Origin of the sequence: Pseudoalteromonas sp. Isolate6, from assembly GCF_022398435.1 — a bacterium.
Lineage (GTDB): Bacteria > Pseudomonadota > Gammaproteobacteria > Enterobacterales > Alteromonadaceae > Pseudoalteromonas > Pseudoalteromonas galatheae.
Genome location: NZ_JAKEVK010000027.1, coordinates 23,927 through 38,668, shown reverse-complemented (window position 1 = coordinate 38,668; position 14,742 = coordinate 23,927). Strand labels below are relative to the sequence as shown.

Genomic DNA, 14,742 nt, shown 5'->3' with positions numbered 1-14,742 from the left:
ATATTGTTTTTAATCCTTATTTTTCACTTTTATGAGAGTGTGAATAAATTTCAGTTACATTGTAAATGACTGTAAACAAAATAGTGTTTTTAACTTTGTGAAGCATTTGTAGCCAATAGAGTGGGGACTTGGTTAGTTCTAAAGGTTGGCTTTTTGATGTTCTACTAGTTGTATTTTCTTGCTTTTTGAAGGTTTGGGAAGTGATAGACTGACATAATTTTTACAAGTGTTTAAAAGGTATGCGATTGGCTATCGATATTCGTAGCTGTGATTAGATAAAGAATCTAGGTATAATTTTCGCTTGGTCGCGATTTTGCCGCTTAAAGTTAAACTGTTGGCAAAACGGAAAGTGTAGAAATCTTATATAAAAGGTTGAGTGAGTTTATGCAACAAATAGAGGTAGTCGTTATCGGCGCAGGTGCTGCAGGGTTGATGTGTGCTGCACAGGCAGGATACCGAGGGCGACAAGTTGCAGTGGTTGATATGGGGAAAAAGCCAGGTCGTAAAATTTTGATCAGTGGCGGTGGCCGCTGTAACTTTACCAACGGAAATGCTTCACCTGCTAATTATCTATGCAAAAATCCACACTTTGTAAAGTCGTGCTTGAGCCGCTATACCCAACATGACTTTATTGAATTGGTAGACCGCCATGGCCTTGCTTATCACCATAAAACGCTTGGACAATTGTTTTGCGACAATAGCGCGCAAGACATTGTCGACATTCTTCTTACCGAATGTGACTGGGCGGGCGTGTCACTTCATTTACGTCAAGAAGTCCTTGCGATTGAACATCAAGCTGATGGTCGCTACTTAGTTAAAACCACAACTCAAACCTTTAACTGCGAGTCTGTGGTGATCGCCGCTGGTGGCTTAACCATGCCAAAACTTGGCGCCACGCCAATCGGCTACAAAATAGCGGAGCAATTCGGTTTAACTGTGTTACCAACCACGGCAGCGCTTGTGCCATTTACACTTCATGATCACGACAAAGCACGCTTTGATGGTTTGTCTGGTATTAGCGTAGATAGCCTAGTGACTAGCGAAAGCGGTATCCAATTTAGAGAAAATATTCTCTTTACCCACAGAGGCTTATCTGGCCCTGCAATTTTGCAGATCAGCTCATTTTGGAAAGCAGGAGAGTTTGTTAGCATCAATTTACTACCTGACTTAGATGTGCAAGCACAGCTTCATGACTGGCGCAGTGAGCAAGGGCAAAAGAGCCTGAAGAACTTGCTTTCGAGCATCTTACCAAAGCGCTTTATTGAAGCCCTAATCAGCGACGGCAGCATCCCAGATAAAAACGCCAACCAACTCAGCCACACAGAGATTGAAAAGCTCACCGAAACCCTTACTAGCTGGAAAATAAAACCAAATGGCACAGAGGGTTATCGCACCGCAGAGGTTACGTTAGGTGGTGTAGATACCGACGAATTAAGCTCAAAAACCTTCGAAGCAAAAAAACAAAAAGGCCTGTATTTTATCGGTGAAGTAACCGATGTCACCGGATGGCTTGGGGGCTATAACTTCCAATATGCATGGAGCTCCGGCTGGGCATGCGGACAGGCTTGTTAGCCTAAATCACCTTCTATAGATTGAAATAAATTCCGGCTTATCAAAAGAAAGGTTTTACCAATCAAAAAGGACACTAAGCATGGCGCTTAGTGTCCTTTTGGTTATTAGCAAGTTATCACGTCATACTGACTTTGCCTGCCAATTGCGCTTCTGGGTAGGTTTCAATGGTTTCTGCTTCACCACGGTGATCGCTGGCCAGCTTTTCATAAAGTAGCGGTAGGACAATCAAAGTGAAGAAAGTACCGATGAGCATGCCTGCGACTAAGATAATACCTATGCTGTTGCGCGCTTCTGCGCCAGCACCGGTTACCAATACCAACGGGAAGTGACCAAGCACGGTTGCACCTGTGGTCATCAGTATAGGTCTTAGACGTGTGGCCGCAGCCCCTTTTACCGCCTCAAATTTCGATTTACCTTCAAGCTGTAAATGGTTCGCAAATTCAACAATCAAGATGCCATTTTTGGCTATTAAACCGATGAGCGTGATTAGGCCGATTTGGCTGTAAATGTTGACTGTCGTGAGTGATAAAAACGGTAGCATCAATGCACCTGCGAGTGCCAGCGGTGCGCAGCCGAGTAGTACCACGAGCGGATCTCTAAAGCTGTTGAACTGGATAGTCAGTAAGAAAAACACCACTATCATGGCAAACAGGAGTACGCCAACCATGGTGTTGCCTTCTTTTCTTAGCTGTCTTGATTCACCTGCGTAGTCAATTGAGTAGTGACTAGGTAAAACGTCTGCAGCAATTTCCTCTACCTGTGTGAGCGCTTGCTCTTTGGTAATGTGTGGTAGTGTGCCTGCCAATATTCTAAACGAGTTTTGCTGGTTGAATGAGCCAAGCACTCTAGGGCTTGTAAAGGTGCGCAAGGTAGCAAACGCTGAAATCGGAATAAGATCGCCAGCATCGGTTCTTACTTGCATATTAAGAATGTTCTCAGGATTGTACCTTTCGCCATCGCCCACAATGGGAATGACGCGGTAGGCTTTACCTTCTTTGTTGAAGTAGTTGGCAAAATTATTAGACATATAAATACTAAGTTGCTCGTTTACCGACGACAAACTGAGACCTAAGTCTGCAACCAGCTCTCGGTCGATTTCAAGCTCGGCTTGCGGCAGGTCGATTTTTAGGTCGGTATTGACGAACATAAAGCTGCCACTGGCGGTGGCGCGTTGAATAATCTCATCGGCGTACTGCTTCATCGCGGTTGGGTCGTCACTGGCACGGAATACCACTTCAACGTCAAACTGCCCTGCGGTAGGAAGCGATGCAGGTAAAATAGGGAATAAACTTAGTCCAGTGACGCTGCCTAACCGGCCGTATAGGTCGTATAGTAAGTCGTGTACTGAATTTTCTCGCTCATCAAATGGTGCAAGCTCTACACCACCAAAGCCTGCTGCCGCCGTAATAATCTGCCAAGTAAACTCAGCGCCTTCAGTGGCGTTCATGACCTCGGCAGTGTCATTCATTTTCGCTGAAGTATAAGCTTGAGAAGACTCTGGTGGTGCTTCCACTACGACTTGGATACTGCTTTGATCTTCGATAGGGGCTAGCTCTTTTTGTGATAACAGGTAAAACGGCACCGACAACAAAGAGAACATGATAGCGACAAAAAAGACCTGTGGACGCCACTTAAACAAGGTATCGAGTGCACGAAAATAAAACGCTTGTAATCGATCAAAATAGCCATTGACCTTTTGCGTTAATTTACCTTCTTTACCGCCTTCGGGGTTAACGTAAGCACTCATAATGGGCGACAAGGTTATAGCAACCAATCCAGAAATTAACACCGCAATGGCTAGGGTGAACGCGAACTCTCTGAATAAGAACCCCGTTAAACCTGTTAAAAATCCGATTGGCGCGTAGACCGCTGCAAGGGTCAACGTCATGGCAATTATTGGGACGAGTAATTGACGTGAACTGATAAGCGCCGCTTGTAATCTGGGTTTGCCTTCGCGCATATGGCGCGCAACGTTTTCAACTACTACGATGGCGTCATCCACCACTAACCCAACAGAAAGCACGATAGCTAAAATAGTCAGTAGGTTGAGTGAAAAGCCCATTGCTGAGATCACCGCGATTGCGCCTAAAATCGAGATAGGAATAGTAACCAGCGGCACCATAGCGGTTCTAAACGAGCCCATCATAGCGAGTACAACAATCCCCACGAGTAGGACGGTTTCCCCAAGCGTGGTGAAGATTTCTTTTATGGAATCACGCATATAAAGCGTGCCATCGTAGCCAATTCTTAGATACATACCGTCGGGTAAGATGGTATTAATCTCATCAATCTTTTTATACAGCGCGTCACCAATATCAATTTCATTAGCACCTGGTAATGCCCACACCGCTAAGAATACCGTTTCGTGGTCATCAAGGCGTGCGGTTACCATGCCTTCGGCTTCACCGAGTTCTATCGTGGCGATGTTACCAAGCTTGAGTTGCGTGCCATCGATTTCTTTTACCACTAGGTTGTTAAAATCGGCTACCGTTTTTAACGAGGTATTGGCCATCAGGTCGATGCGTTGTCTGTTATTTTCACTGTAACCTAAGGTGGCAATGGTGTTGTTTGCTTGTAGTGCAGCAAATACATCGCTAGCACTTACGCCATAGATAGCGAGTTTTTCGGTATCGAGCCAAATTCGCATTGCTGGATCGCGGCCACCTTCCAGTGTCACTTTTTGTACACCGGGAATATCAGACATAGAAGGGACAACATTTCGGATCAAATAATCGCTCACGTTATTACGTGGCAGACCTTGAGATTCTACATCGAGATAGAATACCGCATACGGGCTGTCGGCACGCACGATTTGAATGGCTGGATCTTCCGCTCCGCTGGGTAACTCAAACTTAATCTGGTTTAAGCGGGTGGTTAGCTCAGCCAAGGCGTCGGTGGTACTGTGATTAAGTTCAAGCCAAGCGGTGACTTTGCTAAGTCCCGAGGTAGTTATCGAGTCTACATAGTCGACACCCGGAACGGTAGAGGCCACTCGCTCGATTGGCTCGGTAACATAGCCTTTTACGACGTCTGCGGCAGCGCCTGTATAGACAGTGTTGATCACCAGTGAGGCACTTTCTATTTTTGGATATTGCTGCACTGATATATCTCGGGCGGCATTAAAACCCGCTAGTACAATAAGCAATGACACCACTATTGCCAGTACCGGCCGGTTAACAAAAATATCCATGATAGACGGCTTATTTTCGTGTAATGCACTCATTACTGACCTCCGTTGTTGCCATCAACAGCGGCAACCTGATCGGTATAAACCAGTAAGTTTTCTTGTAGCTTGAATGCGCCTTCAGCAGCAATAAATTCACCACCGCTAAGGCCAGATAGTACAAGTTGCTGGTCGTTGACCTTATCGCCTAAAGTGATTTTTACTGGCTTTGCTCGCCAGTTTTGGCTCTCGTCCTTTTCAAGTACATAAACAAACTCGCCAAAGTGATTGCGCGTAATTGCATTGGTTGGCACTATCGCGGCACTCACGACCTCCATTGGTACATTGACTAACACCATTTTATTGTGGCTGAGTGTGCCATTGCTGTTTTGTAGCTCTGCACGATAACTTTGTTGACGCGATGCGACATCGACCATTGGCATTTTGGCAGATACGCGAGCGGGTAATTGGCCATTGGCATTAGAAATTGCCACGCTAACATCTTCGCCTATACTAGGTTGTGGTAAGGTTTGTGGAATTTTGAAATCTACCCAAATACTGTCGTCTAACCCAACCAAGAACGTGATTTCGCTATTGGCATCCAGCAATTGACCGACTTGATATTGCTCTAACCCTGTTTGACCCGGATAAGGGGCACGAATGGTTTTTTTCTCGATTAACGTGGTTAATCGTTTTACTTCAGCCTGATTAATTGCCACCTCGGCTTCGGCTTTGTCTACCTCATCAGGGCTGATCCGCTTTTGTTCAAGTAATTTGGCAACTCGTTGATAAGTGGATTTAGCGAGTTTTACTCGAGCTTTAGCTGCTAGTAGATTTGCCTCATCAATGCTGCTGTCTAGGCGCAGTAATACCTGATTCTCCTCCACTTGCTCGCCGGGCTTAAAGCCGACGTAAGTGATAAGGCCGGGATACTCGTTACTAATGGTGACGGTGCGTTTGGCGTGAAGCTGGCCTACAACCTTAACCGATTTAATATATTCAGTAGTTGATACATACGTGCTTTTGACTGAAGCCGAAGGTTCCGGAAAAGATTCCCCAAAGGCGATTGCCGCTTGGATTTGTGTAAACTTAACAAAGCCAAGACTGGTAATAACGATGAGAATAATGACAACGGCCATAAGCCAGCGTTTAATATTCATTGAAGTTTCCTTAAGTTAACGAAGTTTGAGCGTTTGCAATTCTTTCTCTATGCGTACCAGTGAGTCTTGTGTGATAGGCTGTTGCCATGGATAACTGTTAAGCAATCGCACGGTACTGCGAATAACTGGATCGTTTAGTTCAAGTGGTGCGAGTAGCGACGCTGTGCCCTCTACAATTTGCTTAGTTTGTTGTAAGCGCATTACTTGCTCATATCCTACGGTAAGCGCCCAACCGGTGATGATGATTTCTTCTACCATGTCGTGTAGATCTGGTGTAGCTTGTAACTCACCCGCTTCAATACCATCAATGAGTGCTTGTTTAAACACGCTTTCACAACCGTCACATGAATCGATAATTTTATTGGTCCAAAACTCAGAAGCTCTTTTGATAACCGCCTCATTGGTGGAGTAGGACTGTAATTCATAATCAAAAGAGAAGCGTTTAAGCTTTTGTGGCGAGATAAGACACACTGCGAGCATGCGTTCTGGCGTGCTAAGTGGTAAGGACAACACTTGCTTAAAAACACTGGATGTATGGGTAAAAGATTCATAGGCCAGCGCCATTACTAGATCTTCTTTAGTCTGCACAAATTTATAGATTGAGCCCATAGACAATCCTGCAAGCAAAGAGACCTTTGCCATTGTAAAGTCAGTGACTGAAGACTCATTAATGCATTGTTCTGCAGCGTTTAAAATCATGCGTTGCTGGGTTTCTTTATCATATTTAGGTGCCGGTGCCATCGTTTCTCCTTAGAGGTTGAACCTTATTCGAATGTCATTCGAATAAGGTTCAATTATAGAGAGCATTTTCAAAAGTGCAATAAGTAAACAGAGTTTTGTTTTCAAAAAAGGAATTTGGAGTGTAGGTAGATTCTGAAGGAAGGTTCAGCACGGCGCGTTATTGGTATAGCGACGTGCTAATGATTTAGTGGTTTAAAATCCAGCTTTTAACGGGCTTCAACCACTCCTCTCTTGGGACATAGAAAGCGCCGTGCTCCTTACCGGTTGAAATCGAAAGCTCCGTAAAGCTTTTGAGGTTTGCTGAGCGTGCTTTCACAAAATCGCAAGAACCTACTTGATCTGAGGTTTCGTAAACGGACAACACCTTGCCGTAGAGCTGAATTTCGGTTTTACTTTTGATAAGCCCAGCGCAGCCCGCAAGTATCACGTAGTGAATAGCATCATTTTTTAATGCATCACTTGCCATTATCGTTAATGCACCACCGCGAGAAAACCCCACGAGCGTAATGTTGCTGGCGCTGACGCCCACGTCCAGTAATTTGCGGACCTTGCTAACTAGGGTTTTTGTGTATGTTTCTGGTGCGACGCCTTTAGGTCGGTGCTCAGCAATTAGCGTATAGGCATCATCACTTAAAGCTTGTTTGATGGCTGGAAAGTCATATTTACCCCAGCGCTTATGAATAGGCGTTTCATTATCACCTTCAACGATATAGCCATGAGAGTAAAAAACGTATTTGGCAGATGGATTAATCTGCTCTGGTACATCTGGGTAAATTGCTTTTGCAGAGGCGATTGACGCTACGCAAGCAGCAAATGAGGTGCATGCAGCATGTAGTAAGTGATTCATTTTTGAGTTTTTTTAGTTGATGTAGAGAGATGGTAGCCAAGCTTTGATAAAAGAAGCAAGCGTAGCGCGATGGGTTATTTTGTATGAGAGAGTTGTGGGCTTGTGGGAGCGAGTTTAGCTCGCGATCTTTTCACTGCTCGCCACATAAAGTGGCTCCTACCATAGTGTTCGCCTATGGGAGCAAATTACCCGTGTAGGAGCGAGTTTACCTCGCGATCTTTTCACTGCTCGCCACATAAAGTGGCTCCTACCAAAGTGTTCACCTACAGGAGCAAAACTCTCGTGTAGGAGCGAGTTTACCTCGCGATCTGTTAACTGCGCGCCACATAAAGCGGCTCCTATCAAAGTGTTCACCTATGGGAGCAAATTACCCGTGTAGGAGCGAGTTTATCTCGCGATTTCTTGACTGCTCGCCACATAAAGTGGCTCCTACCATAGTGTTCGCCTATGGGAGCAAATTACCCGTGTAGGAGCGAGTTTATCTCGCGATCTGTTGACTGCTCGCCACATAAAGGGCTCCTACCATAGTGTTCGCCTATGGGAGCAAATTACCCGTATAGGAGCGAGTTTATCTCGCGATCTCTTGACTGCTCGCCACATAAAGTGGCTCCTACCATAGTGTTCTCCTATGGGAGCAAGTTACCCGTGTAGGAGCGAGTTTACCTCGCGATCTCTTGACTGCTCGCCGCGTAAAGCGGCTCCTACCAAAGTGTTCACCTATGGGAGCAAATTACCCGTGTAGGAGCGAGTTTATCTCGCACGCTTTTAACTGCTCGCCACATAAAGTGGCTCCTACCATAGTGTTCGCCTATGGGAGCAAATTACCCGTGTAGGAGCGAGTTTACCTCGCGATCTTTTCACTGCTCGCCACATAAAGTGGCTCCTACCATAGTGTTTGCCTATGGGAGCAAGTTACCCGTGTAGGATCGAGTTTAGCTCGCGATCTTTTCACTGCTCGCCACATAAAGTGGCTCCTACCAAAGTGTTCGCCTATGGGAGCAAATTACCCGTGTAGGGGCGAGTTTACCTCGCGCTCTTTTCACTGCTCGCCGCGTAAAGCGGCTCCTACCAAAGTGCTCACCTATGGGAGCAAATTACCCGTGTAGGAGCGAGTTTACCTCGCGATCTGTTAACTGCTCGCCGCGTAAAGCGTCTTCTACCAAAGTGCTCACCTATGGGAGCAAATTACCCGTGTAGGAGCGAGTTTATCTCGCGATCTCTTGACTGCGCGCCACATAAAGTGGCTCCTACCAAAGTGTTCGCCTATGGGAGCAAATTATCCGTGTAGGAGCGAGTTTACCTCGCGATCTTTATACCATCTAAAGCTTAAAGCTTAAAGCTTACGCCATGGCCAGCTCACTCTTATCGCCCATCCAGCGCCAGATGATAGGGTCAATAATATCGCTGTGGTTTTTAAGCACGGTAAAAGCCAGGCTTCTCACTTGCGGTAATAAATGTTTATCACGGCTAAGATCGGCAATTTTTAGCTCTGCCAATCCAGTTTGTTTTGTGCCTAGCACTTCACCCGGACCGCGGATCTCAAGGTCGCGCTCAGCGATGACAAATCCGTCGTTACTTTCTCTAAGCACCCCTAAACGCTTTTGCGCAGTGACCGAAAGTGGCGCATGGTAAAGCAGTAAACAATGTGATGCGATTTGTCCGCGACCAACACGGCCGCGCAACTGATGCAGTTGTGCCAGACCCAAGCGTTCAGGGTTTTCAATGATAATAAGGCTAGCGTTGGGTACATCCACACCTACTTCAATTACGGTAGTGGCAACCAGCACATGAGTATGACCCTGTTTAAATTCGTCCATAATGGCCTGCTTTTCTTGGGCTTTCATACGGCCATGCACCAGCGCGATATTAAGCTCTGGCAAGGCTTCGGCAAGTGCTTTGGCGGTGTCTTCTGCGGCTTGGCATTGTAACGCCTCCGATTCATCTATCAGGGTGCATACCCAGTACACTTGACGTTTGTCGTCAACACAGGCCTTTTGTACTTTTTTGATCACTTCATTGCGTCTGGTGTCTGGCACGGCGACGGTTGTGATTGGTGTTCTGCCCGGTGGTAGCTCATCAATAATTGAGGTTTCAAGGTCGGCGTAGGCGGTCATCGCCAAAGTTCTTGGGATTGGGGTGGCAGTCATCACCAGCTGATGTGGATAGCAATCGCCAAACTTTCCCTTTTCTCTCAGCGCTAAGCGCTGATGCACACCAAAACGATGTTGCTCGTCAATGATGATAAGCGCAAGATTAGAAAACTGTACTTGCTCTTGGAATAACGCATGGGTGCCGACCACCATCTGTGCTTGCCCTGAAGCAATTCGCTCCAGCGCATGAGTGCGTTCCTTGCCTTTGGTTTTACCACCCAGCCATACGGTTTCTATACCCATAGGTTCAAACCAATTAAGGAAGTTGATGCCGTGTTGCTCGGAAAGGATCTCTGTGGGTGCCATCAGTGCTACTTGGTAACCCTGTGCGATAGCCGTTAACGCGCTGAGTGCTGCCACAAGGGTTTTTCCTGAGCCGACATCCCCTTGCACCAACCGCATCATAGGGTAGGGGTGTTGTAAATCGCCTTTGATCTCTGCCACTACTCGGCTTTGGGCATTGGTGGGGGCAAATGGCAAGGCCGACAAAAACTGGGCTTCAAGTGGATTGGTGGGCGCTAGTGCAACCGCTTTTACCGCTTGGCCTTTTTGCCTGAGCTTAAGCAAGCTGAGGTTTTGCGCCAATAACTCTTCAAACGCTAAGCGTGCTTGCGCGGGGTGTTGCCCGAGCTCTAATTGCGCTAAATCCACTTCCTGTGGTGGACGGTGCAGTAACAACAGCGCTTCTTTTAAGCTTTGCTGTGATGGCCGATACTGAGCTGGTAAATAGTCTGGTACATCATATTTTCGCAGTAACTCAACGGCTTGATCGGCAATTGCCCGAATGCTCAGTTGCTTTAATCCTTCGGTGGTAGGATAAACTGGGGTAAGCGTCGCAAGACTCGGATCGGTCGGTGCAGAGCGCGTCTCTTTGATGCTGTATTCTGGGTGTGCCATTTCAAAGCCATAGTGACCACGGCGAACCTCACCAAAACAGCGGATCACTTTGCCCGCTTGCATGGCATTTTTTTGTGCCGCATTAAAGTTGAAAAAGCGCAGCGCGATCCGCCCCGTCCCATCATTAACATAACACACCAACATGCGGCGTTTGCCTTGCGTGATTTCGCTGCGTTCAATTTCGGCTTCAATGCTGACATGGCTATGCGCTTGCAGCTCACAGATAGGATAGGTGCGCGCACGATCTTCATAGCGCAGCGGAAGGTGAAATAACATGTCTTGCACTGATTGAATGCCAAGTTTGGCCAAACGCTCGGCTGCTTTTGGGCCTACGCCTTTTAATTCGGTGATTGGATAAGTGGCCAAATTTGGTGTCGACATGCTAATCCTCTAGCGCGATCCGCGTTATTTATTACTTCTGCGTAAACTTAAGAATGTCCCAAAAAGCGTCGTCTGCAACAATTTCACCATGCTCATCAAGTGCCGGGTAAGGTAGCCCTTTTTCGCGACAGCGGGTTGCAATGATTGGATGACATCCTTCAAATAGTAACTTATGTTTTACCACAGGATCCATCATATCTGTACGTTTGTACAGTCCGGCTGCATCTCTTTGGCGCTGCGCTTCGTATAAAATAAGCGCTGCAGCAACAGACACATTGAGTGATTGCACCATACCTTGCATTGGGATCACGATGTGCTGATCCGCATGCTCAAGTGCGCGCTCTGAGATCCCTAAACGCTCTTGCCCGACAATAATTGCGGTAGGTTTGGTGTAATCAATTTCACGAAAATCAACGGCGCTATCGCTAAGGTTGGTTGCTAATAATTGTACACCTGGGTTTTGTTCACGAATTGTCGCAACAGCTTGGTCGATATCCTCATGCATATGGGTTTCAACCCAATTTTTGCTTCCGCCTGAGGTATTGTTTGTTAACCGTCTTTGATCTTGTGGCCATACTGCGTGTACGTGGTGACAGCCAACCGCGTCTGCGGTACGTACTATCGCTGACAGATTATGGTGCTTATGTACTTCATCTAGGCACACAGTGAGGTCGGTTTGGCGTCTATCTAATACGCTTTTTACACGATGGAATCTATTCTCAGCCATCTACTTACTACTCTAATCAAAAAATTCCCGCGATTATAACAAAAAAGAAGCTAGGGCATAACGGTGCGCTGAATTGGGTTTTGCAGTGAGATTAGTGTTTCGGTTGACTGGATAGACTCAATGGTTTGCACTTTATTAATAAGCACATCTTGAAGGTGGTCGATGGAGCGCGCCATCACTTTGATAAAAATGCTGTAATTGCCCGTGGTGTAGTAGGCCTCGACAACTTCTTCAAATTCTTTTAAACGTGCAATGGCTCCTGGGTAGTCGCCAGCGTGTTTTAGATTTATTCCGATAAAACAGCAGACATCATAACCAAGTCGTTTGGCATTAATGCTCACTTGAGTTCCCTCAATGATCCCCGCTTGCTTCATTTTTTCTACCCGAACATGGATGGTACCGGCGCTAACAGCAAATCTTTTTGCTAATTCCGCATAGGGCGTTCGTGCATTTTCTTTTAAAGCATGAAGGATGGATCTATCCAGATTGTCGATCTCATAATTTTCCATGTAAATATCCATTAGCAATTATCGTTTATATAAAATTTATAGCATATTTTTGATGAAAATAATTGTGTAAAGGTGTTTTTGTTGAGGGTTATTGATGTTTGTGTCTATTTCTTTAAATATAGACTCAACAAAACGACAAATTCGGGAATGAGGACCTAACCATGTTGAGCAAGTATCAAGAGACACAAAAACAGATAGCACGAGTAAAACAAGTATTTTCAGCACAGCTAACCGAGCAATTGGGTTTAGTTGAAGTACAAGCACCTATTTTGGCGCGTTTGGGCGACGGTATTCAAGACAACCTAAGTGGCCACGAGCAGGCGGTACAAGTAAAAGTGAAAACGCTACCGGATGCGCAGTTTGAGGTAGTGCATTCACTTGCTAAGTGGAAGCGTAAAACACTAGGCGATTATGGCTTTGCTAAAGGAGAAGGCCTCTATACGCACATGAAAGCGCTACGCCCTGACGAAGATAAGCTATCGCCAATCCATTCTGTCTATGTGGATCAGTGGGACTGGGAAAAGGTGATTTGCGAAAACACTGAGCGTTCGCTGGCAAAATTAAAAGAAACAGTTGAAACCCTTTATCGCTCAATTAAAGCAACGGAAAAAGTGGTTGAGGATGAGTTTGGTATTGCGGCATTCCTCCCTGAGAAAATTACGTTTGTGCACAGTGAAGCATTACGCACTATGTATCCAGATTTCACAGCCAAGCAACGTGAAAAAGCGATTGCTCAAGAATATGGCGCGGTATTTTTAATTGGTATTGGTGGGGAGCTTGGTGACGGTAAGATCCATGACGTTCGCGCGCCGGATTATGACGACTGGTCAACGCCAACGTGCGATAAATATCAAGGGCTTAACGGTGATATTTTGGTTTGGAACCCTGTGCTAGAAGACGCTTTTGAAATCTCATCAATGGGTATTCGTGTTTGCCCTGACTCACTTGCAAGACAGCTTAAATTAACCGATGACGAAGCACGTTTGAGCCTAGATTGGCACCAACAGTTAGTCGGGGGTGAATTACCACAAACCATAGGAGGTGGTATTGGCCAATCGCGTTTAGTGATGTTGCTGTTGCAAAAGCAGCACATTGGTCAGATACAAGTTGGGGTATGGCCTGAAGAAGTACGTAGCAGCGTAGCTGATTTGCTTTAAACAGATCGCGAGATGAGCTCGCTCCTACGGGTGAATACTCTGGTAAGAGATGCTTTATGCGGCGAGCAGTTAAAAGATCGCCAGGTGAACTCGCTCCTACGGGGGGAATATTCTGGTAGGAGCCGCTTCACGCGGCGAACAGTGAAAAGATCGCGAGATGAACTCGCTCCTACGGGGTGAATATTCTGGTAGGAGGTGCTTTATGCGGCGAGCGGTTAAAAGATCGCGAGATGAGCTCGCTCGAACTGGGTTGATATTTTGGTAGGAGCCGCTTCACGCGGCGAGCAGTGAAAAGATCGCGAGATGAACTCGCTCCTACGGGGTGAATATTCTGGTAGGAGCCGCTTCACGCGGCGAGTGGTTAAAAGATCGCGAGATGAGCTCGCTCCAACTGGGTTAATATTTTGGTAGGAGCCGCTTCACGCGGCGAGCTGTTAAAAGATCGCGAGATGAACTCGCTCCTACGGGTGAATACTCTGGTAGGAGATGCTTCATGCGGCGAGCGGTTAAGAGTTCGCCAGGTGAGCTCGCTCCAACTGGGTTAATATTCTGGTAGGAGCCGCTTCACGCGGCGAAATAACACTCCGTTTTAGAGGAATAAATTTAGCACAGTGATAGGTTTCTGGGTTACTCACAACGCTGAATTTATTCCTCGATTTTTCCTTGTTTTGATCCCTAGTGTATTCTTATTACTTTACTCGGTATAATGCCCGCTTTTAGCACTGCGGCAGACTTGAGTAAACCAATATTACTCGGCCGGTATTTATTGTTGAGAACGACTATGACATCAGCTACACGCGGTAATCTGTTTATCCTTTCTGCACCTTCTGGTGCGGGTAAATCAAGTTTAATTAAAGCGCTACTGGAAAAGCACGACGACATTAAAGTGTCGGTGTCTCATACCACACGAGCACCTCGTCCGGGCGAAGAAAATGGTGTGCATTATCACTTTGTTTCTGTCGATGAGTTTAAGCAATTGATCGACAAAGGTGACTTTTTCGAGTGGGCGCAAGTATTCGAAAATTATTACGGCACTTCAAAACAAGCGATAGAAGATCAACTTGCCGCTGGTATTGATGTGTTTTTAGATATCGATTGGCAGGGGGCGCGTCAGGTACGTGAGTTGATGCCTGAAGTAAAGACCATTTTTATTTTACCTCCTTCAACTGCGGAGCTAGAAAAACGCCTAAATGGTCGTGGTCAAGACTCTCAAGAAGTAATTGCAGGCCGTATGGCTGAGGCGAAATCAGAAAGCTCACACTATAACGAGTTTGACTATATTCTAGTCAATGATGACTTTGAGCAAACACGTGGTGAACTCGAGCATATTGTGATTGCCGCAAGACTTGAGCAACAAGCACAGTCTATCCGTCATCAAGCACTTATCGCCGACTTGCTAAAATAATTACTTTTTAACCATCAATACTTGGCGAAAGGC

General features: G+C 46.1%; 10 protein-coding genes. 3 read left to right on the top strand and 7 right to left on the bottom strand.

The window, feature by feature from the left end:
* Positions 1-384: 384 nt before the first annotated feature.
* Complete coding sequence (locus L1D50_RS06265) at positions 385-1,572, top strand: NAD(P)/FAD-dependent oxidoreductase (RefSeq protein ID WP_239965707.1); 1,188 nt, start codon at positions 385-387, stop codon at positions 1,570-1,572.
* 115 nt (positions 1,573-1,687) lie between these two features.
* Here L1D50_RS06265 and L1D50_RS06260 read toward each other — a convergent pair whose 3' ends face one another.
* The 7 genes from L1D50_RS06260 to asnC form a co-directional block, all read right to left on the bottom strand.
* The gene (locus tag L1D50_RS06260; RefSeq protein WP_128727625.1) at positions 1,688-4,795 is read right to left on the bottom strand and encodes an efflux RND transporter permease subunit; all 3,108 of its coding nucleotides are present in this window, start codon (positions 4,793-4,795) and stop codon (positions 1,688-1,690) included.
* Positions 4,795-5,895, bottom strand: coding sequence for an efflux RND transporter periplasmic adaptor subunit (locus tag L1D50_RS06255; RefSeq protein ID WP_128727626.1), 1,101 nt, complete (start codon positions 5,893-5,895; stop codon positions 4,795-4,797). The genes L1D50_RS06260 and L1D50_RS06255 overlap by 1 nt, the downstream gene beginning before the upstream one ends.
* Before the next feature lie 15 nt (positions 5,896-5,910).
* On the bottom strand, positions 5,911-6,636 hold the full coding sequence (locus L1D50_RS06250; RefSeq protein WP_128727627.1) for a TetR/AcrR family transcriptional regulator: 726 nt from the start codon (positions 6,634-6,636) through the stop codon (positions 5,911-5,913).
* 184 nt (positions 6,637-6,820) lie between these two features.
* Positions 6,821-7,483: an alpha/beta hydrolase gene (locus L1D50_RS06245; RefSeq protein WP_128727628.1), complete on the bottom strand. Its 663-nt coding sequence runs from the start codon at positions 7,481-7,483 to the stop codon at positions 6,821-6,823.
* Positions 7,484-8,823: 1,340 nt separating this feature from the next.
* Positions 8,824-10,911, bottom strand: a complete 2,088-nt coding sequence (recG, locus tag L1D50_RS06240) for an ATP-dependent DNA helicase RecG (RefSeq protein WP_128727629.1) — start codon at positions 10,909-10,911, stop codon at positions 8,824-8,826.
* A gap of 31 nt (positions 10,912-10,942) precedes the next feature.
* The gene (gene trmH, locus L1D50_RS06235) at positions 10,943-11,638 is read right to left on the bottom strand and encodes a tRNA (guanosine(18)-2'-O)-methyltransferase TrmH (protein WP_128727630.1); all 696 of its coding nucleotides are present in this window, start codon (positions 11,636-11,638) and stop codon (positions 10,943-10,945) included.
* 50 nt (positions 11,639-11,688) lie between these two features.
* Entirely contained in the window at positions 11,689-12,147 is a 459-nt protein-coding gene (gene asnC / locus L1D50_RS06230) for a transcriptional regulator AsnC (RefSeq protein ID WP_010374296.1), read from the bottom strand.
* A gap of 161 nt (positions 12,148-12,308) precedes the next feature.
* Here asnC and asnA point away from each other — a divergent pair, with 161 nt between their 5' ends.
* On the top strand, positions 12,309-13,304 hold the full coding sequence (gene asnA, locus L1D50_RS06225; RefSeq protein ID WP_239965706.1) for an aspartate--ammonia ligase: 996 nt from the start codon (positions 12,309-12,311) through the stop codon (positions 13,302-13,304).
* Positions 13,305-14,085: 781 nt separating this feature from the next.
* Positions 14,086-14,709 carry a guanylate kinase gene (gene gmk / locus L1D50_RS06220; RefSeq protein WP_128727632.1) on the top strand — a complete coding sequence of 208 codons (624 nt, stop codon included), beginning with the start codon at positions 14,086-14,088 and terminating at the stop codon, positions 14,707-14,709.
* The last annotated feature ends 33 nt before the right edge of the window (positions 14,710-14,742 follow it).